The following is a 24,607-nucleotide window of genomic DNA, read 5'->3' as shown; positions in this document are numbered from 1 at the left end:
TCAGGCGGCGTCGACGCCGTGCCGCGACGTCCGTGGGGTCCGCGCGACGAGCAGCAGTCCGAAGCCGAGCAGCAGCAGTCCGAGGATGCCGAGGCCGATGGGCGCGTAGACCTTCAACAGGTTGATCTTCGAGCTGTTGGCGCCCGCACCTTCGACGGCCTTGTCGATCGTCGCCTGCGTGTAGTTGAAGTCCGCGTCCAGGAGGGTCTTGGTGACACCCGTGTCGGACCGGAACTCCTGGTGGCGTACCTCCCGCACGTTCAGGAACTGGCCGGTGACCGGCTCCACCCAGATCGTGCGGGTGTTGCTGTAATACAGGTCGCCGCCGGTGGCGCCGGGGGTGAAGGTGCTGATGACCAGGCCCTTCGCGGCGTCGGACATGGAGATCTTCTGCAGGTCGATCGTCTGCTCGAAGCGGTAGACCTCCAGGCCGCCGACCGCCTCGACACCCTTGAACTTGATCGGGTTGGCGGCGCGCAGCTCGGCGTCCCAGAAGGGGTAGTCCTTCTTCTCGGTGCCGAACGGGAGCTTGTAGCTGTGCCCGACGAACTTGATCTTCTCGGCGTTGCCCTTGCCGAGGTTGTCCTCGTCGACCCAGGCGTCGGGCCAGTCATAGGCGGCACCCGAGACCCGGTCCAGTGCCAGCTCGGTCGTGGACTCGGTGACCTTCGCACCGTCGGAGCCGGCCACGGCGATGCCGTAGACGTCCCAGATGACCGCGTCGCCCTTGAGCTGGTCGGACCGCTCCTCGGTCAGCTTGGCCTGCGGCACGACGTTGGTGGTCGAGCGGAGCAGGCCGGTCCGCAGCTCCATCTTGCCTGCGGTCACCTTCGGAAACGTCGCGTTCTGCGCCTCGGCCACCGAAGTCGATTTGTCCAAATCGTACGGAAGCTTTGCGACGGCGGGCGCGACGTACACCGGCAGTCCCACCGCCAGAACCAATAGCAGGACGCCGAAACCGAACAATACGACGCCGATGACGCGGTGCTTCACGGTAGTCCTCCCCACACCTGTAGCCCACTTGATCTGGTCCATCGAAAACAAAGGATGGCGGCAGGTTACTACCCGGTTAACTTCTGCGCGACCCCCTGTAAGGATCGTGTAAAACCACCGTTTCGGCCAGGGATCGCTCGGACCATTGCGAGCCATTCTCACCTGCCATAAGGTGACTCAACCATCCGCCGTACTCACGAGTAGGGGTGCGCGTGCAGACCACGGGTCGCATCGATCGCCACATATTGTTTCTCAACTGGAGAGACACGCTCAATCCGGAGGGTGGCGGGTCTGAGGTCTACGTCGAGCGGATCGCCGGAGAGCTCGTGGCGAGGGGTCACCGGGTCACGATTCTGTGTGCCGCGCACGATGCCGCTCCGGCGCGGCAGCGTACCCCCGAGGGGGTTGAGATCGTGCGCCGCGGCGGCCGCAAGACCGTCTACGCCATGGCCGCCCTGACCTACCTCGCGGGCGCACTCGGCGTCGGTCCGCTCTCCCGGCGCGCGCTGGGACGGCCGGACGCCATCGTCGACGTGGGCAACGGCCTGCCCTTCCTGTCGGCCGCCTACGCGCGCAGGCCCGTCGTGGCGCTGGTCCACCACGTCCACCGGGAGCAGTGGCCGGTCGTGCTCGGCCGCCTCGGCGCGAAGTTCGGCTGGTGGGTCGAGTCGAAGCTGGCGATCAGGGTCTACCGGGACTGCCGCTACGTCACCGTCTCGGCGGCGACCGCTGGCGAGCTCACCGAGCTCGGGGTGGACGCGGACCGGATCTCGATCGTCCACAACGGCACGCCGCCGGTGCCGGATGCCGTCCACGACCGCGACCCCGAGCCCCACCTGGTGGTGCTGGGCCGGCTCGTGCCGCACAAGCGGGTCGAGATCGCCCTGCGGACGGTCGCCGCGCTGCGCCCCGGTCTGCCCGGGTTGCGGCTGACCGTGGCGGGCAAGGGCTGGTGGGAGCCGAACCTGCGGCAGCTCGCGGTGGAGCTGGGCATCGCGGACGCGGTGCGGTTCGCCGGGTTCATCACCGAGGACGAGAAGCACCGGCTCCTCAGCGAGGCCTGGGTGGCGCTGACCCCGTCGTTGAAGGAGGGCTGGGGGCTCACCATCGTCGAGGCCGGCGCACGGCGTACGCCGACCGTCGCCTTCGCCGACGCCGGGGGAGTCACCGAGGCGCTCGTCGACCGCTCCACCGGCCTGCTCGCCACAGACGAGGCGCACTTCATCGAGCTGGTGCGGCAGCTGATGACCGACGACGACCGCCGGCTCGCCATGGGTGCCGACGCGGAGCTGCACGCGAAGTCGTTCACCTGGCAGACATCGGGAACCCGGTTCGCGGCGCTCCTCGCCCCGCAGGCCGAGCCGAGGCGCCTCACGGAGACGGCGCCCGTCACGAGCGCCTGAGTCACGTTGTGCAGCAAAGCGTGGCTTCGCGCAGCTAAATAGCCACGCTTTGCTGCACAACGTGGCAGTGCTGATGACCGGCCCGGCGCTTGCGCACCGGGCCGGTTCTCTCAGCGGACGCCGTAGCCTTCCGGCGCAGCGGCGTCCTTCGCGTCGGCCGAGTTCGCCGCGTCGGCAGATGTCGCGGCGACCAGTCCGGGGACAGCGGTGAGCCCGACGACCCCCAGCGCGACGGCGACGACGGCAGTCAACAGCAGAGTAGGTATCCAGCGGCCCATGCCAATGTCTCCCCTCGATGGTTTCGTGCGTGCGGCGCACGTTACCACTTGGTAGGCCCGTGGAAAATGGCCAACCGTACCGTCACGCCCGCCGCTCTTCGGCCGTCCGCCGCCGACGCCCGGGCCACGCGAGCGCGGCGGCCGAGATCGCCAGCACCGCCAGCGCGGCGGCTTCGGCGGCGATGACCGGCAGACCCGCGCCGGGCCCCGACGCCGCCGCGCCGCCCTGCGGATTGCGGTAGAGGGTGAGGTATTCGCCCGCGTAGCGCAGCTCCAGACCGGACAGCACCGAGCCGGCGACACCGGTGTCGCCGGCGGGGCGGTGCTGCACCAGCAGCCAGCGGATGCCGGTCGCGGCGAGCGGCTCCCCGGCGCCGATGGAGCGGCGGACCTCGGCCAGCCGCGGATTCTCCCCGGCGACCACGATCGGGCCGACGACCAGCACGTCGTCGGTGAGCACCGGCAGGGGCAGGTACCGCGGCGCGGGGTCGATCACCACCCGGCCCCGGTTCCACGGGTAGCGGCGGTACTCCGACAGCGGCAGGGACAGCACCTCGCCGCTCTGCGCATCGAGGATCGACTCGACCGCCGCCCAGTCGGCCGGGTAGTGCACCGGTCGCAGGGCACCCGAGGCGCCGTAGGCCAGGTCCGCCATCCCGACCACCGGCAGCAGCAGCACCCCGGCGAGCGCCACCCGTCCCGGCAGCTCGCCGATGCGCGCGGCGAGCCGCTCCGCGCCGAGGGCCACGCAGAGGGCGAGCAGCAGGGCATAGGGGAGGACGAACTTCTGGCCGTCCCGCAGCAGCCCGGCACCCGGCGCCCAGTCGATCAGCCATCGCAGCAGGGCGGCGCCCGGCGGGACCGTCGCCAGGGCGGCGATGACGAGACCGGCCAGGCCGATCACGCCCAGCCGGGTCCCCGCGTGCTCGGGCAGACGGCGGCGCAGGACGGCGTACCCCCCTGCTGCCAGGACCAGCAGCGCGAGCGTGACGAGCGGGGCCGCGACCGAGCCGCGACTGGCCGGGGTGGTGTCCGCGTTCCAGATGCCGCCGGTGGCGAGCAGGGCGCCCAGCGGCCCGGACCAGTTCTCCGCCCGCGCCGCGAAGGCGGCCACCCCGTCCGGGTCCGACCGGGTGCCCGCGCCGGTCGTGAGCGCCGCCACCAGCCAGGGCGAGTTGAGAACGGCGAGGCCCGCGGCGACGGCGGCGAAGCGCCGCCACGGTGCGCCGATGAGCAGGACCAGGCAGACGGCCGCCGCGATCAGCCCGCCCGTCGGGGTCAGCGCGCTCACCCCGGCGGCGAGCAGGAGCCCCGCCATCGCCCGCCGCCCCTGCGGCAGCGACAGATCTTCACCAGACGGGTACGCCTGCCGCACCCCCAGCGCCGCCCGGACCAGCCACGGCAGTGCCGCGTAGGCGAGCAGCAGCCCCCACTGCCCGATCAGGAGGCGCTCGGCGAGAAACGGGGTCCACCCGTAGCAGACGCCCGCGATCAGCACGGTGGCGAGCCGTCGCCCCGGCACGAGCCGCCCCGCGCCCACCACCGCCGCCCAGACGATGCCGACCAGCACCACGCGCTGCAGCAGCCAGCCGGGCAGGACCAGATTGGCGAGCGACACCGCGGCGTCGAGCGGGACCGCCCGGGGAGCGGTGTCGACGGGAGCCAGCAGGTCCCACCGCATCGGCTGGTCAGGCACGAAGTTCATGTCGTAGCTCAAGACGTAGCCCGGCGCGAGCAGCGGCGCGAAGACCAGAATCGCCATCGTGACGGCGGCGAGATGGAGCGCTACTCTGTGCCGCATTACCCCGAACCCCCTCGCCGGTGAGACAGCGTCGAACTGTACGCGTCATGCACGCCGAGCAGCCGAGTAAGGACGCAGATGGCCGACAGGCGGTGGCGCGACCGGATCTCCAGGCTCGGCCTGGCGGGAGCCGTCGTCGCGGTCGCCTCCGTGCTCGGCAACCTCCTCGGCTACCTGGTGCTCCTGCTCGGGGCGCGACGGCTCGACGCGGACGCGTTCGGCGCCCTCGCCTCGGTCATGGCGATCTCGGCGATCGCCGGCGTGCCCGCCCTGGGCCTGCAGACCGCGGTCGCGATGCACCTCGCCCGCTTCGGCGGCGTGCACCGGCTCGGCCGGCTCGTCCTGATCACCGTGGCCGCCGCGGCGGGCCTGCTGATCCTGTCCACCCCGCTCCTGGCGCACCTGCTGCACTTGCCCTGGGCCTCGCTGCTGCTCGCCGCCGTGATCACCGCTCCGGTCATCGCCAGCAGCGCGTGGCTGGGCCGGCTGCAGGGGGAGATGCGCTTCCGCCGGGTCGCCGCCGGGATGCTGCTGCTCGCCACCGCCCGCTGCGGCGGCGTCATCGTCGGCCTGATGTTCGGCCTGGGCCTGATCGGCTGCCTGGTGCTCGGTGCGGTGGTCTCGGTCGTCGCGTCGGGCCTGATCGGCCTGCTCATGCCGCGTACGGCCACCCGGATCATCCCGTCGTCCGTCGTCGGCGCCGGTCGCGACCTCATCGCGGCGAGCAGCGCCACGCTGGTCATGTTCGTCCTCTCCTACGCCGACCTGATCGCCGCCCGCCGGCTCCTGCCCGCTGCCGAGGCGGCCGATTACGCCGTGCTCACCGTGCTCTCCAAAGGTGCGATCTGGGCACCGCAGATGATCACCATCATGGCGCTGCCCTACCTCGCCAAGCGGGTGAAGGGCGCTCGCGGCGCGGCGATGCTGGGCGTCGCCGCCATCGGGGCCGTGCTGGTGGCCGCAGCCGCCCTCGCCGGTCCGCTGGCGCTGCGGCTGGCGGGCGGCCCCGCATACACCCACCTCTCCGGGTACGCCTGGGCCTTCGCGGTGACCGGTGCGCTCTACGCCCTGGTCTTCGTGCTGACCAACGCGGAGGTCGCCAGCGGGGTCCGGGCTCCGGCCGCACCGCTGTGGGCGGCGGTGATCGGGTTCGCGGTGGTGGTCTCGCTGCTGCCGCACCCGGGGATCACGAGCATCGTCGTCGCGGCGATGTGCACGGCGGTCGGCAGCACGGCGGCCATCCTGGCTGGTGGCTGGTGGCGGGTCTGGGCCGTCCGCAAGCAGGCGATCTCGGCGGCCGAGCCAGCGTGAGGCGCAACGTCGCTGGTCAGGGCAACCGGTGAGTAACGCTGATCCACCTGGGAAAACCGCCGAACGGACCTGAGATGTTCGCACGTTTCTGCATTAGGATCCTGGCACGCGGAACCGCCATCGGGCCGGTCCGACCGGTCGGAGTGAACGGATTGCCATGGTTGCGAAGGACAGTTCGGTGCAGAGCGGCGACGCGGTCGAGGCGGCCGGCTTCGCCGAGGTCTGGGCCGAGGCGGAGGAGATCCCGGGCTGGCTGACGCGGGCGCAGGGCCTGTCGCTCTACGAGGCCGCCCTGCGGCAGCCCGCCGGCGCGCACATCGTCGAGATCGGCAGCCACCAGGGCCGCTCCACGGTCGTGCTCGGCGCCGCGGCACGGCAGGTCGGCGCGCGGGTCACCGCGATCGACCCCTTCGTGGAGGGCCGGCTCTTCGGCGGCACCCCGACCCGGGACCGGTTCGAGGCCAACATCGCCCGGCACCGGCTCGCCGACGTGGTGACCCTGCGGCCGGAGTACAGCACCAGGCTGCGCCCGGTCTGGACCGAGGGCATCGACCTGCTCTACATCGACGGCAAGCACGACTACTGGACCTTCTCCGACGACCTGCGCTGGTCGCGTTCCATGCAGCCCGGCGGCGAGATCCTGGTGCACGACTGCTTCTCCTCGATCGGCGTCACGCTCGGTGTCACCGTGCGGATCCTGCCCACCGGCCGCTACATCTACCTCGACCGGGCCGGTTCGCTGGCGCGTTTCCGGCTGGGGGCGCCGACCCTGCGCGACCGGGCCCGGATCCTGCGCGAGGTGCCGTGGTTCGCGCGGAACTTCGTGCTGAAGGTGCTGCTGCGGCTACGGTTGCGTCCCGTCGCCGCAGCGCTGGGCCACGCGGGCCCCTACGACCCGTTCTGAGCCCCGTCCGCCCTCACACCCCTTTAGGGATCCCCATGACCTCCGTCGTGTCAGCCAGGCCCGCCGGCGCGCCCCGGATGCCGACCCTCGACGCGCTGCGGGGCGTCGGCGCGACCGCGGTCGTGGCCGGGCACGTCACCTTCGCCACCGGCGCCGTCGGCATGCCCTACTGGGGTTACTGGTTCTCGCGGCTCGAAGTCTTCGTCAGCGTCTTCTTCGTGCTCTCCGGCTTCGTGCTCTTCCGGCCCTACGCACACGCCCGCGCGACGGGCACCCCGGCACCCACCCTCGGCCGGCACTTCTGGCGGCGGTCGCTGCGGATCATCCCGGCGTACTGGCTGGTGGTCGTGGCCTGCTTCCTCTTCCTCGCACCCGGGCAGGTGCCCTGGCAGACCTGGGTGCAGCACTTCACGTTCACGCAGTTCTACAGCCAGGGCGGGCTCATGCCCGGCATCGGCCAGGCCTGGAGCCTCACCGTCGAGGTCGTCTTCTACCTCTTCCTGCCGTTCTTCGCGATTCTGGCGCTGGGCAAGCGGTGGCGGCCCGCCCGCACGGTCGCGATCTGCCTGCTGCTGGTGCCGGTCACCGTCGCCTGGGCACTCGCACTGGGCTACGGGCAGCTCAACATCTTCGTACACCCGCTGTGGTTCCCCAGCCACGCCGGGAGCTTCGGCGTCGGCATGGCCCTCGCCACCGCCCACGTCGCGCTGAACACCGGGACGGCGCCGCGGCGCTGGGCGCTGCTGGACGACCTCGCCTCCGCGCCCTGGGCCTGCATCGGATTCACCGTGGGGCTCTTCGCCCTCACCGCCACCCCGATCGCGGGCCCGCAGGGCGGCATCGGCATCGCCACCGGCAGCGAGTACGCCGTCCGCCTGCTGCTCTACATGACGATGGCCTCGTGCCTGCTGGTGCCCGTGGCGTTCGGCCGGGGCACCAGCCTGCACGGCTTCCTCAGCAGCATGCCGATGCGCTGGCTCGGCACGGTCTCCTTCGGTCTCTTCCTCTGGCACCCGCTCGCCATGCACATCATCGAGGTGGTGAGCGGGGTGCCGCAGTTCGGCCGTGACCCGCTCACCATGTTCGCGATGACGATGGTGCTGGCCCTGCTACTCGCCGCGATGAGCTGGTATGGCGTGGAGCGGCCGATCGTGAACTGGGGCCGGAATGTCGGCCGGTCGCGTCGGGCGGCCCGGCCAGCAGGCGGAGATCCACAGCCCCGTCAGCGCCGCGAGCGTCACCAGCTGTGGCGCCGCCGCCGTGTGGCGGAAGACCACGCCCTCGGCGAGCCAGTGTCCCAGCAGGAACATGGCTGGTGGCAGCAGCCACAGCAGGCGAGCGGCGCGGTGGAGGCGGCGCCGGTCGTCAGCTGGCAGCCGCTCCGCCAGCATGCGCACCACGAGGGCGAGCAGTACGCCACCGAGCGCCATGGCACCGCCGATCGGCCCGCCGAACCCGATCAGGGCCAGCCCGCCCAGGAGCAGTGGTACCAGCCGACCGGTGAAGCGGCGCCGAGCACGGCCGGCCGGTTTGTGGGTCGCGCCTCGGTTCCGCCCCGGCAGTACGGCGATCACCACGACCAGCACCAGCAGCCCGGCCCCGAGCAGGAGCGCGTTGCGGAAGGTGCGCTCCGGCGCGAAGCTGAGCACCACGGCTCCACCGGCACCGGCTGGTAGGACCCAGCCCTGCTGCCAGCCGTCGACGACGATCGGCTGCAGCGCCTGGCCGTTGACCGTGGCCTGCCAGCCGGGGTTGCTGTTCTCTCGGACGGCGAGGATGCGCTCGTTGCCCGTCGCCGCGATGTCGAGCCGCCGCTCCGCGCTGCCCCAGCGGTCGATCCGGATCGGCGACCCGCCGGTGTCGGCGGCGTCGATGCTCGTGCGCTCCGGCACCGGGTCCAGGGCGACCCGGACCGGCGTGCTCAGCGTGCTGGCGGTCGCCCGCAGATGCACGTCGCCGGTGGCGAGGGTGATCGTGCCCGGGTCCTCCTTGTCGCAGAAGGCGGCCGGCACCTCCCGCAGCTCGCGCAGCTCCCGCCGGGTGGCGGTGAGCGACGTCCGCCACTTCGCACCGTCGATGTTCAGGGTCGGTCCGCTGCCGCAGGGCAGCTTGACGACCTGGTCGGGATCGGGCAGCGGGCGGGGCTCGTCCGGCAGGGCGACCAGCTCGCTGACGGCGACCGGCAGCCGCTCGACGGTGTTGAGATAGGGATTGCGGGAGTATGCCGCGAGGTCGCCGAGGAAGAAGACGGTGATCTCGTCGGTCGTCATCGGCTGGGCGAAGTTGACCACGCCGTTGGAGTCCACGACCCCTTCGCGCAGACCGCCGTCCCCGACGACCTGGACGCCCCAGGGCCGACTCGCGGCGACCGTATCCGGCAGGTTCAGCCGGATCCCGGTGATCTTTCGCGCCTCCGGCCAGTTGAGCCGCAGCCAGGGGTGTTCGTCGGCGAGCGTGGGGTACCAGGCCGTGTTGATGTCGCCGTCGATCGTGGCCCAGACGCTCGCCGCCGGGTCGGCCGAGGCGGTCGACGATGCGCTCACCTGGTGCAGCGGGCTCGGGCTGAGCGCCTGATCGAGCGCTGCTCCGGGCCGGGGCCGGGCCCAGACCGCCCGCGTGTAGTCACCGGTCTCGGCGAGCGACGCCGTGCGGTCGATCGTGGTGCCGTCCTCCGAGGTCCGGACCCGCTGCGGGTCGCACTGCGGTCCCGTCGCGGTGAAGAAACAGGAGGCGGTGGCCGGTGCGGCGGTGAAGAGCATGCCCACGGGGGAATCCGTCGCCGGTGCCTGCGGGACCAGCAGGGTCCGCTCCACCTCGACCCCGGGGATCTCCACCTCGGAGATGCCCACCCCGCCCATCCCACCCGGCCGGGGAACGGCCGCGTTGATCAGAATCCGGACCTTGGTGGTGGCGAGATTGCCCGGCATCTTCACGGTGACCATGGGTGCGAAGCTGTCCACGAGGGCCCGCTCGGCGCCGGCATCGATGGTGATCCGGGTCGGCAGCGCCTCGGCACCGAAGTCGAAGTGCACCGTGACCTGGGAGACCGTACGCGGGCCGGTGAACCGCAGCTCCAACCACTGGCCGACGGCCGGGTTGCCCGGAACCGTACGCCAGGAGGTGGCCGGATCACCGTCGACCGCGGCGAAGGGCTGGTGCTCCGGTCGGCTGCCCATGGTCGCCTGCGAGTCGGCCCAACTGCTCGACGCCACCACGGCGGAGACGCCGCTGTACTGCGCGGTCGTCATCCACTTCGACGCCCATGCCGGGAGGTAGTCGGGAGCGGGCCCGGTGCCTCGCAACGACTGCGTCGCGGTGAGCGTGGGCGACTGGTTGTCCCGGGCGGTGCCGAAGTTGACCTCGCGGCGGCGCATGCCGTCGGTGACGACCGTGGCGCCGGTCCGCAGCCCGGCCGGCGCGTCGCCCGCGAGGACGGTCGGCCCGGTCGGCAGGCGCCCCGACGCCGCGAGTGGCAGCAGTGATTCGGGACCGCCGACGACCGTGGTCACGGCCGAGGTGTCGTAGGCGACCACGGGCGAGGTGGCCCGATCCACCCGGAAGATCTCCAGCGCGGGCACCGGGCCGCTCAGCGCGTGATCCGAGAGCTTGCCCTCGGTGCCGACCTGCGGACCGAACTCCGCGACCGAGGTGAGCCCGGGGGAGCGGTTCAACGCGTCGCGGACGATCATCGGGGCGACTCCGCCGCCCTTGCCGTAGTCGCTGTCGGCGCGGACCAGCAGATAGCGCACGCCGGAGCGGGCGAGCAGGTCGGCGAGCCCGTCGGAGCCCGTGCCGGTGGCGAGAGCGGTCTCGATGGAGTCCAGCAGCCGGATGGTGCCGGGCGGGGCGAGCGGGATGACGTTGCGGACACCCCACCGGCCCCGGGTCATCGTCTGGATGACCTCGTCACCCGTGCTGCCCCAGCGGTAGTCGCCGAAGCGGGCGCCCGGGATGATCAGGACACGGTCCTTGTCGAGGTGCTGGTCGAGCCACGCACCCGCCTGCCGCCAGTAGGCGGGCACCGAGATGTAGGTGCCGCGGGCCACCAGGCCACCGGCGAGCGCGGGCGCGCTCACGCCGAGGATCGCGACGATCGCCGTCACCGTGACGCCGACCCACCGCAGCCGGGCGAGCAGCGCCCGCGCCGGTGAGCGGTGCCGGAGCCCGGCCCGGGCGAAGACGCCGAGCAGGTGCGCCAGGCCCAGGGCGAGCGGCAAGCGGATGATCACGTCGAACTTGTGCACGTTGCGCAGTGCCACGGCGGGGCCGTCGAGCAGGCTGCGCTGGAACTCGGCGAAGCCGCCGTCGAAGAGCGCGACGTGCCCGAAGCCGACCAGCGCCAGGCCGAGCAGCACTCCGGTGATCAGGAAGCGCCGGTGCGGCATGCCCCGGCGCGAAAGCCCGGCGAGGCCGAGCGCCGCCACCACGGCGGACGCGGCGACCAGCAGCGGCTCGGTGCCCAGCCGGCGGCCGGCGGGCCACACCGGTCCATAGATGTCGGTGAAGTACGCCTGCCAGTGCGAGGCGCCGCGGAGCATGGTCTGCAGGTCGGTGACCTCTGTCGTGACCGCTGCGGTCTCGATGAAGTCCAGGAACGGCGGTGCGTACCGGCCGAGCAGCAGCAGCGGCAGCGTCCACCACGCGGTGGCGAGCGCGACGCAGGCGCCCCAGCCGACCAGGGCGCCGATCCGTCGCCGCACCGGGTTGACGGTCCACAGCCACAGCACGGCGAGCGGCACGACGGCGATGACGGCTGTCGCGTTCACGCCACCGGCGCAGGCGACCGCGAGCGCGGAGAGAGCCACCTGCCGGCGTACTGGGAGGCCGTGGCGGAGGCCGACGAGCGGCACCAGCACCCACGGTGCCACCGCGCCCGGCCACGCCTCGATCGAGATCCCGCCCAGCTCGGTGAGGGTCCGGACGGAGAGCGCGAAGGCGACCCCGGCGATGATCCGGCTGCCCGGCGTACCGAGGTTCAGCCGGCCGGCGAGGCGGACCACGCCGGTGAACGCCACGCAGAGCAGCAGCGCCCACCACAGCCGCTGGATCACCCAGGCGGGCAGGCCGAGCGTGTCACCGAGGGCGTAGAAGGGCCCCATCGGCCACAGGTACCCGTAGGCCTGGTTCTGGAGCTGGCCGAAGTTGCCCGCGGGCTCCCAGAGCTGAAGTGCGCGGGTCAGGAAACCGAACGGGTCGATGGTCAGGTCGATCTTCGTGTCGGGCGTCATCCAACCCGGGTCCTGGCGGAACGCCAGCGCCGTCAGGCCCATGCAGACCGCGACCACGCGCAGGGCGCGGACGGTCCGGGAGGGGCCGGGTGGGCGTACCAGACGGGGGGTGATCCTTTCGACGGTCATGCGCCGTCCGCCTCGACCGCGCGGCGCCGCAGCACCAGAACCACATTCCAGGACAGGATCTCCCGGGCACCCGGGACCAGTGCGATCCACTGCGCCCACCAGGGGTGATATCGGGGCAGGATGTGCACCACGTCCACGATCGCGCTGCGCCGGGCCCAGCGGATCGCCGCCCCGGCCCGCGCGGCGAAGAGGCTCTCGCCGAAGACGTTCTTCGGCTCCTTCCCCATCCGCCTGCGGTAGCGCCGCCGCGCGTAGTCACCGCCGAGGAAGTGCCACGGTGAGGTCTCGTGGCCGCCCCAGGGGGAGAGCCACGGCGTGAACGAGACGAAGACGATGCCGCCGGGCTTGGTGACCCGGGCCATCTCCGCCATCATCCGCTCCGGCTCCCGGACGTGCTCCAGCACGTTGGACGAGTAGCAGACATCCACCGAGCCAGTGCGGATCGGCAGCTCGGTGCCGCTCGCCCGGAGCATCCCGCCGTCGGCCTCACCCCGCGCGGTCAGCTCGCCCACGTCGGGATCGATTCCGAAGTACGCCGCCCCGGCGCCTCGGAACGCGTCGGCGAAGTAGCCGGCGCCGCCGCCGACGTCGAGCACCACCCGTCCGGGCAGGTCGACATAGCCGGAGAGCTGCTGCACCGAGTCGGCCGCCAGCAGGGCGTAGAAGTAGTCGGGGTCTGACTGCTCGCGGCGGAACCCCTGGAACAGCTCCACCGAACGGCGCAGAGAAGCTGCGCGAGCCGCGCCTGACCTCATACCGGATCCTCCCGATCACCGTGCGGACCGTGTCGGTCACATAGGGCGTTCGCGAAGACTACTCGCTGGTCACTAAGGGCTCCACCGGCCGGAGGACCAATCTTTTCCCACCCTGAATTTTAATGCTGGACACGCCGCGAAACCTGCAACAAAAGTCAGGGGCGGTGCGCTGACGCGCACCGCCCCTGACAGACGGTCGGGCTAGACGGCCGGCTCGACCCAGATGTTGCGGTAGCGCACGTTGGCGCCGGGGTCGCCGTGGTCCTGCAGGCGGAACGGGCCCACGGAGGGCCCCTCCGCCGCACCGTTGCCGGTGGAACCGTTGATCTCGGCGTTGTTGTGGATCATTACGCCGTTCCAGTAGATGGTGACCCGGGCGTTCTCCGTCTTGACGCCGGAGGCGTTGAAACGGGCTGCGCGGAAGGTCACCTCATAGGTCTGCCACGTCTCCGGGGCGGTCGCGGCGTTGACGATCGGGGCCAGCTTCTCGTAGATGGCACCGGCCTCGTTGTTGGCCGGGGTGGTGTCCCCGAACGAGTCCAGCACCTGGAGCTCGTAGCGGTCCTGCAGGTAGATCCCGCTGTTGGCCCGCTGCTGCCCGGTCACGTCGATCGGCAGGTTGGGCAGCCAGAACTCGATGTGCAGCTTGAAGTCGCCGAAGGCCTGGCGGCTCTTGATGTCGCCGCCGAGCACCTCGACACTGCCGCCGCTGACCGGCCAGGTGACCGCGCCGCCGCCGGAACCCACGAAGTTGTTCATGTTGGTGCCGTCGAACAACACGACCCGGGTCGGGGTGGTGGCGGTGCCGTACGCCTCGAACTCGTAGATCCGGGCCGCCCCGTTGCCGTCACTGCTGGGTGTCGTGACGTTGAGGCGGAGGTACCGGGCGGAGACGGCGGTGATGTTGTGCGTGGTGGTGTTCGCCGTGTTGGCGGTGACTGTCGCCGCCGTCGTCCAGGAGGTGCCGTTGGTGCTGGTCTGGATGTTGAAGTCACGCGTGTTCCAGGCGGCGTTCTCACCACCCGATCCGGCGTGCTTCACGACGACCTGGCTCACGGTCTGGCTGGAGCCGAGGTCGACCTGGAGCCACTTGGTGGCACCGAGCGAGCACCACTTGTCGGCGTTGCCGCCGCTCGTGCTGCCGTTGACGGCCTTTTCCGGGCCCTCCGTCGTGCCGCAGGAGCTGTCGGCCGAGGCTGCCTTGCCCAGCGCGAGGTTCGTGGGCGGCGGTGCCGTCGCCCCGTAGGCCTCGAACTCGTAGATGCGGGCTGCGGCGTTGCCGGTCGTACCACCGTTGGTGACGTTGAGGCGGAGGTACCGGGCGGAGACGGCGGTGATGTTGTGCGTGGTGATGTTCGCCGTATTCGCCGTGACCGTCGCCGCCGTCGTCCAGGAGGTGCCGTTGGTGCTGGTCTGGATGTTGAAGTCCCGGGTGTTCCACCCGGCGTCCTCACCACCCGCACCCGCGTGCTGGACGACGAACTTGTTGACGCTCTGGTTGGAGCCGAGGTCGACCTGGAGCCACTTGGTGGCACCCGTCGAGCACCACTTGTCCGCGTTGCCGCCGTTGGCGGTGCCGTTGACCGCCTTCGCGGGGCCCTCGGAGGTGGCGCAGGAGCTGTCGGCGGTCGCGGGCTTGCCGAGCGCGAGGTTGGTCGAGACGGCCTGCCCGGGGATGGCGTTGAGCGTGTACCAGACCTCGGTGCTCCACAGCGACTGGCCGTTGCTGGAGGAGAACGGCTTGGGCGAGCGGATGTGCACGACCCGGCCGGCCTTGAGGCCGTTGATCACCAGGGTGACCTTCTTGCCGTCGGCCGAGAGCGTCGCCGACGAGACCGTCAGGGTCTCCTCGTCGATCTTCGGACCGCCGTATGCCGCCGTCGGGACATAGCGCCACTGCTTCACCCGGTACTTCGAGGCGAGCGCGGTGGCCGTCGCGGCCGAGACCGGCTGGGTGTACTCGATCTCGAACCCGTTGGGCTGAGCCCGCATCGCCAGCATGTCGAAGACGTTGTTGCCGTTCGGGGTCAGCTTCTGCAGGCCCCAGTTGAGCTTGCCGGTCTGGCCCCAGTTGCCGCCGCCGCCGATGCCGCCGACGTAGACCGCGCCGTCCGGTCCGAGGCCGACCTCGGAGACGCCGCCCTCCAGACCCTGGGTGAGGCGGAAGAGGGCACCCTGGTACTCGCCGTTGATCTTCTCGACGTAGCTCCGCTGGAGGCCGCCGTAGGTGACGTCACCGATGAGGAACTGCCCGGCGTAGAGGCCGCTGGGCATGTAGAGCGGGGTGCTCGGCGAGTTGCCGATCTCGTTCTGCGGCAGCCAGATCACCGGCGGGGTCACCGGTGCGTTGTCGAACGGGCCGGCCGGGTTGAGGTAGTGGTTGAAGAAGCGGCCCTGCTTGATGTGGACCAGCTTCGACGCGGGCTGCCAGCCGCCCTGGTTGTCGGTGACGAAGATGCCGCCCTCGGGTCCCCAGCCGATGCCGTGCGGGGTCCGCAGGCCGCCGGCGACGTAGGTGAAGGCACCGGTGTCCTTGTTCACCTTGATCGTGGTGCCGCGGTTCGCGACCAGCTGCGGGTTCGTCGTGTTGCCGCCGTAGTCGATCCCGACGGAGAGGTTCACGTAGAAGTACCCGGCCTCGTAGAGCAGGCCGAAGGCGAACTCGTGGAACGCGCCGCCGTAGGGCCAGGTGGCGACCGTCTGGTACTGGTCGGCGACCTCGTCGCCGTTGGTGTCGACGAGCCGGGTGAGCTTGCCCTTCTCGGAGACGTAGACGACGCCGTCGACGATCTTGAGGCCCATCGGCTCCTTGAGGGCGCTGCCGATCCGCTTGGTGGTGACGGCTCCCGGCGTGGTGTTGCCGCCGGTGTTGCCGAGGATGTAGACCTCACCGGCCTGGGAGGTGCCGGAGTCGTTGGTGCCACCCCAGGTGCAGATGACGAGTCGACCGTCGGCCAGCCAGTCCATGCCGGTGACCCGGGGCTGGAAGGCCGCGTTCGGCCGCAGGTCGGTCAGGGTGAAGTTCGGGTGCACCGAGGTGAGCGGCAGGCCGTCACCCGGTGAGTCGCCGGAGGCCTCGCACTCCTTGCGGCCGGGTGCGGTGACCCGGACGACGCCGGAGTCGGTGCTCAGGACCGAATTGGGCACGGTGACGAAGGTCGTCGAGCCGGGGGTCTGCCACTGCAGGGTGAGCTGCTGGCCGCCGCCGGCTTCGAAGAATTCGACGAAGAGGGAGTGGTAGCCGGTGGTGAGGGTGATGGCGCCGTCTTTGGCGGTGGCGCCGTGGAGGCCGTCGTGGTTGATGACGACGGTGTTGTCGATGGTGAGGCGGGATCCGTCGTCGCTGGTGAGGCGGAAGGTGTAGCTGCCGGCGGTGGGGATGTTGATGTTGCCGATGGCCTGGGACATGAAGTTGTCCTCCTGGCCGAACTCGGCTGCGGTCGTCCAGTTGATCGTGGACATGAGCTTGTCGACGTTGGGCGTCGTGGCGGGCTTGAGGGTGCAGAGGGCGCTGAGGGCGACCTGCATGTCGAAGGTGCGCAGGGTGACGCCGGGTTCCTGCGGCGGGGGAGCGGCGGCCGCACCGGTGGCGGGCAACCACAGGCTCGCGGCGGTGAGGACTGAGGCGAGGGCACCCGCGATGGGCAGGCGCGCTCGTCGGGACGGACCAGACACTTTTCCTCCAGTGAGAGCGGGGCAACGTGCCGTCGACTGGCAGCACACCGCTCTACGGCGTACCTGGTCAGCGGGCGGACAACGTTGTCTTGGGTCCTGAAGCTGGCCTGGCACGCCGATGCCTGGCGATCCACACCCTACGATCCTTCGTTTTGTGTGTCCAGATGTTTCAGCGATATGGCCTTAACTTTTGCTGCAATATCCAAAAGTGGGTCCATCATGATCAAGAACTAACGAGTTATCCCTACAGGGTTTACTAGTAGTGGTATTGGTTATATGGTGTGTGCGGCTTTGCGCCTGCAACCAACGGGGAGGAGACTCGTGTTTGTGACAGTGCCCGCTCAGCGCCTGGAGAACATCGAAGGGCGGCTGGACCACCTGACGAATGCCATCGGTGATCTCTCGGGCGGCCAGCGCGTCCTGCGGGCTGACCTGGAAGAACTGCGCGCCGAGATGAGTGAGCGGTTCGACAAGGTGGATCAGCGCTTCGACAAGATGGACGAGCGCTTCACCGGGATGGATCAGCGCTTCGCGTCCGTGGACCGCCAGCTGGCGTTCGTCGTGCCCGCCATCTCGGCGATCGCGCGCAAGCTCGGCATCGATGACCTTGCGATCGAGGCGAGCTGACGGCAGGAAACGCAATGCCCCGACCCATCCGGGCCGGGGCATTGCCGATGTGGAGCGGGCGACGAGAATCGAACTCGCGTAGTCAGTTTGGAAGACTGAAGCTCTACCATTGAGCTACGCCCGCGTGCCGCCGGCTTCCCGGCGCGGCTCCTAGCTTAGCGGGTTCCCCGTCGATCGCGCCTCCGGGTTACCGGGTGCCGCGCCACGCGTACCCGCCGACTGAAATCACCTGGACCGCGACGGTGGGTGACGGGTACGGTTCGGCTACGCTAGCGCGGTTAGTTGCGGGGTGTGGCGCAGTTTGGTAGCGCGTCCGCTTTGGGAGCGGAAGGCCGTCGGTTCAAATCCGGCCACCCCGACAATTCTTCGCATTTCAGGCCGTCCCGGGCATCGCCCGAGGAGAATGGCGATTGCCCCGGTAGGGCTTCGTATCGGTCAGATCGGCGTGGCTCTACCGGGTGTGACGGCCGAAAGAGCGCGCGATTGAGCGCTGCGGCAGAGATCACCCTGTGACATCTCCGGCGATGGCCCTCCCCGATGGGAGATACCGGTCATGTATTCGCCTACACTCGACCGGGCCCTTTCGTGCGCCCAACCACTCGACCCGCAAGATCGTCAAGGAGTACGCCTGTGAAGAGCACCGTCGAGACTCTGAGCCCGACCCGCGTGCGGCTCGCCATCGAGGTGCCGTTCGAAGAGCTGGAGCCCAGCCTCAAGAAGGCGTACCGGGAGATCGCCAACCAGGTGAACATCCCCGGTTTCCGCAAGGGCAAGATCCCGTCCCAGGTGATCGACCAGCGTGTCGGCCGGGGCACCGTGCTGCAGGAGGCCGTCGAGGAGGCGATCCCGGCGCAGATTCTCGAGGCCGTGCGCGAGCACGACGTGAAGCTGCTCGGCCGCCCGACCGTCGACATCACGGAGTTCGCCGACGGCCAGCCGCTGCGGTTCACCGCCGAGGTCGACGTCCGTCCGGAGATCGTCCTTCCGGAGCTGTCGGCGATCTCCGTCGAGGTCGACCCGATCGCGCTCGGCGAGAACGAGATCGATGAGCAGCTCAACAACCTGCGCCAGCGCTTCGCGACGCTCAAGGGCGTCGAGCGCGCCGTGGAGACCGGCGACTACGTGCAGATCGACCTGAACGCCACGGTCGACGGCACCGACGTCGAGGGCGGCCAGGCCAGCAACATCTCGCACGAGGTCGGTTCGGGCCAGCTCCTGCAGGGCTTGGACGAGGCGATCGTCGGCCTGAGCGCCGAGGAGTCGACGACCTTCCAGACGCAGCTCGTCGGCGGCGAGTTCGCGGGCAAGGACGCCGATGTCGCCGTCACGGTGCGCGCCGTCAAGGAGAAGCAGCTGCCGGAGCTGGACGACGAGTTCGCGGGCCTCGCGAGCGAGTTCGACACGCTCGAGGAGCTGCGCAACGACCTCAAGGACCGGCTCACCCGGATCAAGAAGGTCGAGCAGCTCTACGCCGCCCGCGACAAAGCACTCAAGGAGATCGTCGCCGCGGCCGCCGTGCCGGCGCCGGAGGGTGTCGTCGCCGAGGAGGTCGAGCACCGCAAGCAGTCGATGGCCCAGGAGCTGGAGCGCATCGGCGCCTCGCTGACGGAGTACCTCGCCGCCGAGGAGAAGACCGAGGAGCAGATCGACGCCGAGCTGACCGAGGCCGCTTCCGAGGGCGTGCGGATCCAGCTCGTGCTCGACGCGCTCGCCGACGCCGAGGATGTCCAGGTCTCCGACGACGAGTTCGGCCACGAGGTCGTGCACCGCGCCCAGCGGGCGGGCATGCCGCCGCAGCAGTATTACGACCAGCTCGTCCAGACCGGCAACGCGGGCGCTCTCTTCGGCGATGTCCGCCGGGGCAAGGCGCTGGCGATGGTCATGGAGCGCGTGATCATGAAGGACACCGACGGCAACGTCCTGACCCTCGACGATCTGCGCGGCGACGAGGAAGACCACACCGGTCACAACCACTGAGCTGTGACTCGGGCCGGGCCGCGCGTGCAGACGCGCGGCCCGCGCCATGTTCAACCCCAGCGGGGGGTACGCCGGGCAGCGTGCGCTCACAGCGAACACGCCCTCCGGTGGGAAGCTCTCGTCGGTGGGACCGGTTAGGGTCGGCAATAGGTTCGACTTCCAGGATGTGGTCACGTCGGAGGCGTCGGGACAGACCCGGTGATCCGGCGGCACGGTCGCAAAGAAGGGTTGGCATGAGCGAGCTGCATCTCCCACCGCAACTGCGGGGCTCCGATCAGATCGGCATCGGTCTAGACGACAGCGTCTACAACCGGCTGCTCAAGGACCGGATCATCTTCCTCGGCAGCGAGGTCAACACGCAGGTCGCGAACCGCATCTGCGCCCAGTTGCTCCTGCTGGCAGCCGAAGACTCCGAGCGCGACATCACTCTCTACATCAACTCGCCGGGTGGTTCCGTCTACGACGGCATGGCGATCTACGACACGATGCAGTATGTGACCAACGATGTCTCCACCATTGCCCTGGGCATGGCGGCGTCGATGGGTCAGATGCTGCTCTGCGCCGGTGCGAAGGGCAAGCGCTACGCGCTGCAGCACGCGCGGATCATGATGCACCAGGCGTCCGGTGGCATCGGTGGCACCGCGGCCGACATCGCGATCCAGGCGCAGCAGATGATCCACACCAAGAAGCTCATGATCGACCTCATCGCCAAGCACACCGGTCAGACGGTGGCGCAGATCGAGGAGGATGGTGACCGCGACCGCTGGTTCACCGCCGAGGAGGGCCAGCAGTACGGCTTCATCGACCGCGTGATTACCGGCGGTTCGCCGACGCCGAGCGAGGACTGAGGGAGATGACGACCATGAATGGCTTCGAACCGGTGCACAACCGCTACATCATCCCCTCCTTTGTCGAGAAGACGTCGTACGGGATCAAGGAATCCAACCCGTACAACAAGATGTTCGAGGACCGGATCATCTTCCTGGGTGTGCAGGTCGACGACGCCTCGGCCAACGACATCATGGCCCAGCTGCTGGTCCTGGAGTCGACCGACCCCGAGCGCGACATCATCATGTACATCAACTCGCCCGGCGGCAGCTTCACGGCCCTGACGGCGATCTACGACACGATGCAGTACGTTCGCCCCGACATCCAGACGGTCTGCATGGGCCAGGCGGCCAGCGCCGCCGCGGTCCTGCTCGCCGCCGGCACGCCGGGCAAGCGGATGGCCCTGCCGAACTCGCGGATCATCATCCACCAGCCGGCGACCGAGGGCGGCTACGGCCAGGGTTCCGACATCGAGATCCAGGCGCGCGAGATCATGCGGATGCGGACCAACCTGGAGACGATGCTCTCGCACCACTCCGGTCGCCCCATTGAGCAGGTCCGCAAGGACATCGACCGTGATAAAATCCTCACGGCCCAGGAGGCCAAGGACTATGGTTTGGTCGACACCGTTCTGGTGAGCCGCAAGAAGACCGCGCTCACCGCCGTCAAATAGCCCGCGAGGGTTCGACGGAGCGTGTCAGACTGCCGGGGTGCCGGGCGGGTTTCCGCCCGGCACCGCCCCGGCGCGGGGGATGTCAGACCCGGCTGTGATGATGGAGGAGGGGCGACACGCCCCGATGAAGTCAGAGCGGGCGTGTCACGGCAAGACCAGGTAACGTCAGGGCGGCACTGTTTGTCCGCTGCTAGGCAGGGGGAGTCGTAGGTGGCACGGATCGGCGACGGCGGCGACCTGCTCAAGTGCTCGTTCTGCGGCAAGTCGCAGCGGCAGGTCAAGAAGCTCATCGCGGGACCAGGGGTCTATATCTGCGATGAGTGCATAGATCTCTGCAACGAGATCATCGAGGAAGAGCTCGCCGAGGGCGGCGAGGTCCGCTTCGAGGAGCTCCCCAAGCCGGTGGAGATCTGCCAGTTCCTCGACCAATATGTGATCGGTCAGGACCAGGCCAAGAAGGCGCTCGCGGTGGCGGTCTACAACCACTACAAGCGCATCCAGGCCGAGACCGGCCCCGGCCGCACCCGCGAGGGTGAGCCCGTGGAGCTCGCGAAGTCCAACATCCTGATGATCGGTCCGACCGGCTGCGGCAAGACCCACCTGGCGCAGACCCTGGCCCGGATGCTCAACGTCCCGTTCGCCATCGCGGACGCCACGGCGCTGACCGAGGCGGGCTATGTGGGCGAGGATGTGGAGAACATCCTCCTCAAGCTGATCCAGGCCGCCGACTGGGACATCAAGCGCGCCGAGACCGGCATCGTCTACATCGACGAGATCGACAAGATCTCCCGCAAGTCCGACAGCCCCTCGATCACCCGTGATGTCTCCGGGGAGGGTGTCCAGCAGGCCCTGCTGAAGATCCTTGAGGGCACGGTCGCCAACGTTCCGCCGCAGGGCGGTCGCAAGCACCCCAATCAGGAGTTCGTGTCGATCGACACGACCAACATCCTCTTCATCGTCGGCGGAGCGTTCGCCGGGCTGGAAGACATCATCGAGACCCGGATCGGGCGCGGCGGGCTGGGCTTCGGCTCTCACCTGCGGGCGATCAACGAGCGGGTCAACGACGACGTCCTCGCCCAGGTGATGCCGGAGGACCTGCTCAAGTTCGGCATGATCCCCGAGTTCATCGGCCGGTTGCCCGTGCTGACCAGCGTCCGCAGCCTGGACCGGTCGGCGCTGGTGCGCATCCTCGCCGAGCCCCGCAACGCGCTCATCAAGCAATACCAGCGCCTCTTCGAGCTCGACAACGTCGTGCTCGAGTTCGAGCAGCCCGCTCTCGAAGCCATCGCCGATCAGGCGATGCTCCGCGGCACGGGCGCCCGGGGTCTTCGCGCGATCATGGAAGAGGTCCTCCTCTCCGTGATGTATGAGGTTCCCAGCGACCCCACCGCCGAGCGAGTGCTGATCACACGGGCGACGGTGCTGGAGAAGGTCTACCCGACGATCGTTCCCCGCGACTTTCAAGCCGGCGGTCGCCGTTCGGCCCGCCACCGCGAAGAACGCTCCGCCTGACCCGAGTCGGCCAGCCCACCTTCCGGCCCCTGACGTAGAAGATCCGCCAGGAGCTAGGGTCCTATAGAGCGCTCTCTCAACGGAAGGCGCAGGTACCCCTGGAGGCTGGCGTGAACCCTAACCGTGCTCGGTGGGCGGTCCTGATCATTTTTGCCGTCCATGGATCGGTGACGGGCAGCTTCGCCTCCCGACTGCCGTGGATCGCCGACCATGTCGGGGTGACATCGGGGCAGCTCGGTTTCGCACTCGTCATGCCCGCGATCGGTGCTCTCTGCGCGATGCAGTTCTCCGCGAAACTCGTGCAGCTGATGGGCGGCCGGCTCGCCACCCAGGTGCTCATCTCGGCCTGGTGCGCCACACTCGCCCTGCCCGCGTTCGCGCCGAACCTCGTCGTCCTGTCCGTCATGATGCTGTTCGCCGGTGCCTGCGCGGGTACCGCCGACATGGCGATGAACGCCGAAGGCGTCGCGGTGGAGGGACTCCTCGGGCGGCCGATCATGTCGAGCCTGCACGGTGGTTGGAGTGTCGGCGGCTTCCTCGCCGGCGGGCTCGGCGCGCTGCTGGCGCACCGGGCGATCGACGCCCGCCTGCATTTCACCGCGGTCGCGGTCTTCCTCATCATCGTCGGTGTGACCGCGGGCAGCTTCCTGCCGGCCGGGCGGAAGGTGCCGGTCGGTGAGAAGTCCGGCCCCGCTTTCTCGCTGCCGAGAGGCCCGGTGCTCATCATCGGCCTCGTCGGGTTCGCCGCGGTCTTCGCCGAGGCGTCCTCGGCCGACTGGAGCGCGCTCTACCTCGTGCAGGTGCTTGATGCGGGGGAGGGGGCGGGTGCGCTCGCCTACGCTTTCTTCGCCGGTGCCATGACGATCGCCCGGTTCGTCGGCGATGCCGTGGTCCGCCGGTTCGGAGCGGTCCGCACCACCCAGGTCGCCGGTGCGGTCGGGACCGTCGGCGGTGTCCTCGTCGTCGTCTCCTGGACTCCGGTCGTGGCGATGGCCGGATTCGTGCTGATCGGCGTCGGCATCGCCACCGTGGTGCCGCTGGCGTTCTCCGCCGCAGGGCATTCGACGACCGACAGTGTCTCCAGCACCAACGCGATCGCCGGGGTGGCGACGGTCGCCTACGGCGCCGGGCTCGCCGCACCGGGGATCGTCGGCGGCATCGCCAACGTCAGCTCGCTGACGGTCTCGTTCGGCGTGGTCACGGTGCTGGTGCTGATCGTCGCGCTCTCCGCGAAGGCGCTGAAGCCCGCTGACAAGGTCTCCCGCAGCAAGCCCGAGCCGGTCCTCGAACCCGCGATCCCCAGCCTGTAACCCACGATCGCCGCAACTCTTGAAGAGTTGCGGCGATCTTGGTGGCTACGCGAGGCGGCCGGGTCAGCGGGGGAGGGGTGGGCGGACTCGGCGGTCGTATTCGCGCGGGGGCATGCAGACCAGCATGAGGAAGCGGGTCGGAGTGTCGAAGTCGTTGCGGTAGCTGTGATCCCGATCGGCGAGGTAGTCGATCGTCTGGCCGGGGCCGACCGTGTACTCCTCCGTCCCCACCGTCACGATCAGCACGCCGCTGAGGATGTGCAGCACCTCTCGCGTACCCGGCTGGTGGTCGTCGGAGACGTGCTCCTCGTGCGGCGCGAGCCGCCAGTCCCAGAGCTCCACGAAGTCGGGCTCGCTGAGCCCGCGCAGCAGGCGGGCGGTGCCGCCGCGCCCACCGCGCCACAGCACCGGCGCCTCCTCGGCGTCGCTGAGGTGCACCGTGCGGTCCTGCGCGGGTTCGAGCAGCCGGGAGACGGTGACGCCGAAGGCGTCGGCGACCCGGGCGAGCGTGCCCACGCTGGGGTTGGTCCGCGCGGCCTCGATCTGCACGAGCATGCCCTTGCTGACGCCGGATCGACCGGCGAGTTCATCGAGTGACCAGCCCCGGGACTGCCGGAGTGCGCGGCAGTGCAGGGCGACGGCCGCGTTGAGTTCGTCGGCCGTGCCGAGGCGGTCGAGCTTTGTGTCGGTTAACACGCTGTCCCCCACGGTCAATATTGTGATACGAATTCCGTGTGTACGCCATTGTTCTCGCTGCGACCTCCGCCCTGGTGTGGGGCGCCGCCGATTTCTGTGGCGGAAAGGCGACACAACGGTCGAGCACACTCACAGTGACCGTCATGTCACAGATTCTCGGCCTACCGATAATCGCACTCGGTTTGGTGATCATCCCGGGTACGCCACACCTCACCGACATCCTTTACGGCATGGCCGCAGGCGTGGCCGGTCTCGGCGGCATCGTCCTGCTCTACCGCGGGCTCTCCGGCGGCGCGATGTCCGTCGTGGCACCGATCACGGCCGTGACCTCGGCTTTCATTCCGGTCATCGGCGGCCTGCTGATGGGAGAGCGGCCCAACCCGATCGCCCTCGTCGGTGCCGTCTGCGCGATCGCGGCGATCGGCCTGGTCAGCCTCGGCCACTCGCAGGGCCGCGGTGCGGTGACACCCAAGGTCGTCCTCCTGGCACTCAGCGCCGGAGCGCTCT

17 protein-coding genes, 2 tRNA genes and 1 pseudogene (1 of these 20 running past the window's edge) are annotated in these 24,607 nt (G+C 69.6%); 12 read left to right on the top strand and 8 right to left on the bottom strand.

Annotated features, from left to right (window positions below; all coding sequences use genetic code 11):
• A complete protein-coding gene (pgfA, locus tag F4553_RS15835) occupies positions 1 to 1,035 on the bottom strand; it encodes a cell envelope lipid trafficking protein PgfA (RefSeq protein WP_246466362.1) in 1,035 nt (344 codons plus the stop codon).
• 170 nt (positions 1,036 to 1,205) lie between these two features.
• Here pgfA and F4553_RS15830 point away from each other — a divergent pair, with 170 nt between their 5' ends.
• Complete coding sequence (locus F4553_RS15830; protein ID WP_312875224.1) at positions 1,206 to 2,396, top strand: glycosyltransferase family 4 protein; 1,191 nt, start codon at positions 1,206 to 1,208, stop codon at positions 2,394 to 2,396.
• Positions 2,397 to 2,506: 110 nt separating this feature from the next.
• On the opposite strand, the gene F4553_RS15825 is transcribed toward F4553_RS15830, so the two are convergent.
• Positions 2,507 to 2,647 (bottom strand): hypothetical protein, encoded by a 141-nt coding sequence (locus F4553_RS15825; RefSeq protein WP_184836758.1) that lies wholly within the window; start codon positions 2,645 to 2,647, stop codon positions 2,507 to 2,509.
• A 109-nt stretch (positions 2,648 to 2,756) separates the two neighbouring features.
• Positions 2,757 to 4,475: an MmpA family trehalose lipid delivery protein gene (locus F4553_RS15820; protein WP_184836755.1), complete on the bottom strand. Its 1,719-nt coding sequence runs from the start codon at positions 4,473 to 4,475 to the stop codon at positions 2,757 to 2,759.
• A gap of 78 nt (positions 4,476 to 4,553) precedes the next feature.
• On the opposite strand from F4553_RS15820, the gene F4553_RS15815 reads away from it, so the two are divergent.
• From F4553_RS15815 to F4553_RS42450, 3 genes and pseudogenes are all read left to right on the top strand, one after another.
• The gene (locus F4553_RS15815; RefSeq protein ID WP_184836754.1) at positions 4,554 to 5,786 is read left to right on the top strand and encodes an MATE family efflux transporter; all 1,233 of its coding nucleotides are present in this window, start codon (positions 4,554 to 4,556) and stop codon (positions 5,784 to 5,786) included.
• A 157-nt stretch (positions 5,787 to 5,943) separates the two neighbouring features.
• On the top strand, positions 5,944 to 6,690 hold the full coding sequence (locus F4553_RS15810; protein ID WP_184836752.1) for a class I SAM-dependent methyltransferase: 747 nt from the start codon (positions 5,944 to 5,946) through the stop codon (positions 6,688 to 6,690).
• Between the two features lie 35 nt (positions 6,691 to 6,725).
• Positions 6,726 to 7,751, top strand: a pseudogene (locus F4553_RS42450) (acyltransferase family protein); the annotation flags it as partial.
• Positions 7,752 to 7,799: 48 nt separating this feature from the next.
• On the opposite strand, the gene F4553_RS42445 reads toward F4553_RS42450, so the two are convergent.
• From F4553_RS42445 to F4553_RS15795, 3 genes are all read right to left on the bottom strand, one after another.
• Positions 7,800 to 12,047, bottom strand: a complete 4,248-nt coding sequence (locus F4553_RS42445; protein WP_184836750.1) for an alpha-(1->3)-arabinofuranosyltransferase — start codon at positions 12,045 to 12,047, stop codon at positions 7,800 to 7,802.
• Complete coding sequence (locus tag F4553_RS15800) at positions 12,044 to 12,802, bottom strand: class I SAM-dependent methyltransferase (RefSeq protein ID WP_221469909.1); 759 nt, start codon at positions 12,800 to 12,802, stop codon at positions 12,044 to 12,046. The genes F4553_RS42445 and F4553_RS15800 overlap by 4 nt, the downstream gene beginning before the upstream one ends.
• 201 nt (positions 12,803 to 13,003) lie before the next feature.
• On the bottom strand, positions 13,004 to 16,477 hold the full coding sequence (locus tag F4553_RS15795; protein ID WP_312875223.1) for a galactose-binding domain-containing protein: 3,474 nt from the start codon (positions 16,475 to 16,477) through the stop codon (positions 13,004 to 13,006).
• Between the two features lie 321 nt (positions 16,478 to 16,798).
• On the opposite strand from F4553_RS15795, the gene F4553_RS15790 reads away from it, so the two are divergent.
• On the top strand, positions 16,799 to 17,104 hold the full coding sequence (locus F4553_RS15790) for a hypothetical protein (RefSeq protein WP_184836749.1): 306 nt from the start codon (positions 16,799 to 16,801) through the stop codon (positions 17,102 to 17,104).
• 50 nt (positions 17,105 to 17,154) lie between these two features.
• On the opposite strand, the gene F4553_RS15785 is transcribed toward F4553_RS15790, so the two are convergent.
• Positions 17,155 to 17,228: transfer RNA gene (locus F4553_RS15785), tRNA-Gly, on the bottom strand.
• Between the two features lie 161 nt (positions 17,229 to 17,389).
• Here F4553_RS15785 and F4553_RS15780 point away from each other — a divergent pair.
• The 6 genes from F4553_RS15780 (at position 17,390) to F4553_RS15755 (ending at position 23,404) form a co-directional block, all read left to right on the top strand.
• Positions 17,390 to 17,463: transfer RNA gene (locus tag F4553_RS15780), tRNA-Pro, on the top strand.
• Between the two features lie 271 nt (positions 17,464 to 17,734).
• Entirely contained in the window at positions 17,735 to 19,081 is a 1,347-nt protein-coding gene (tig, locus tag F4553_RS15775) for a trigger factor (protein ID WP_184836747.1), read from the top strand.
• A 233-nt stretch (positions 19,082 to 19,314) separates the two neighbouring features.
• Positions 19,315 to 19,929: an ATP-dependent Clp protease proteolytic subunit gene (locus tag F4553_RS15770; protein ID WP_184836745.1), complete on the top strand. Its 615-nt coding sequence runs from the start codon at positions 19,315 to 19,317 to the stop codon at positions 19,927 to 19,929.
• Between the two features lie 5 nt (positions 19,930 to 19,934).
• A complete protein-coding gene (locus tag F4553_RS15765; protein WP_184836744.1) occupies positions 19,935 to 20,582 on the top strand; it encodes an ATP-dependent Clp protease proteolytic subunit in 648 nt (215 codons plus the stop codon).
• A 210-nt stretch (positions 20,583 to 20,792) separates the two neighbouring features.
• On the top strand, positions 20,793 to 22,094 hold the full coding sequence (gene clpX / locus F4553_RS15760; protein ID WP_184836740.1) for an ATP-dependent Clp protease ATP-binding subunit ClpX: 1,302 nt from the start codon (positions 20,793 to 20,795) through the stop codon (positions 22,092 to 22,094).
• A 110-nt stretch (positions 22,095 to 22,204) separates the two neighbouring features.
• Positions 22,205 to 23,404 carry an MFS transporter gene (locus tag F4553_RS15755; protein ID WP_184836738.1) on the top strand — a complete coding sequence of 400 codons (1,200 nt, stop codon included), beginning with the start codon at positions 22,205 to 22,207 and terminating at the stop codon, positions 23,402 to 23,404.
• Positions 23,405 to 23,467: 63 nt separating this feature from the next.
• On the opposite strand, the gene F4553_RS15750 is transcribed toward F4553_RS15755, so the two are convergent.
• Positions 23,468 to 24,100, bottom strand: coding sequence for a helix-turn-helix domain-containing protein (locus F4553_RS15750; protein WP_184836736.1), 633 nt, complete (start codon positions 24,098 to 24,100; stop codon positions 23,468 to 23,470).
• Between the two features lie 38 nt (positions 24,101 to 24,138).
• Here F4553_RS15750 and F4553_RS42440 point away from each other — a divergent pair, with 38 nt between their 5' ends.
• A protein-coding gene (locus F4553_RS42440) for a DMT family transporter (RefSeq protein ID WP_184836734.1) crosses the window boundary here: on the top strand, positions 24,139 to 24,607 show its 5' portion. 374 nt of this gene lie beyond the right edge of the window; the window shows 469 of its 843 coding nt (coding positions 1-469); its start codon is at positions 24,139 to 24,141; the stop codon falls past the right edge of the window.

Source organism: Allocatelliglobosispora scoriae, from assembly GCF_014204945.1.
Classification (GTDB): domain Bacteria; phylum Actinomycetota; class Actinomycetes; order Mycobacteriales; family Micromonosporaceae; genus Allocatelliglobosispora; species Allocatelliglobosispora scoriae.
Note: the sequence above shows the minus strand (reverse complement) of the source record. Positions and strands in the feature narration are given on the sequence as shown.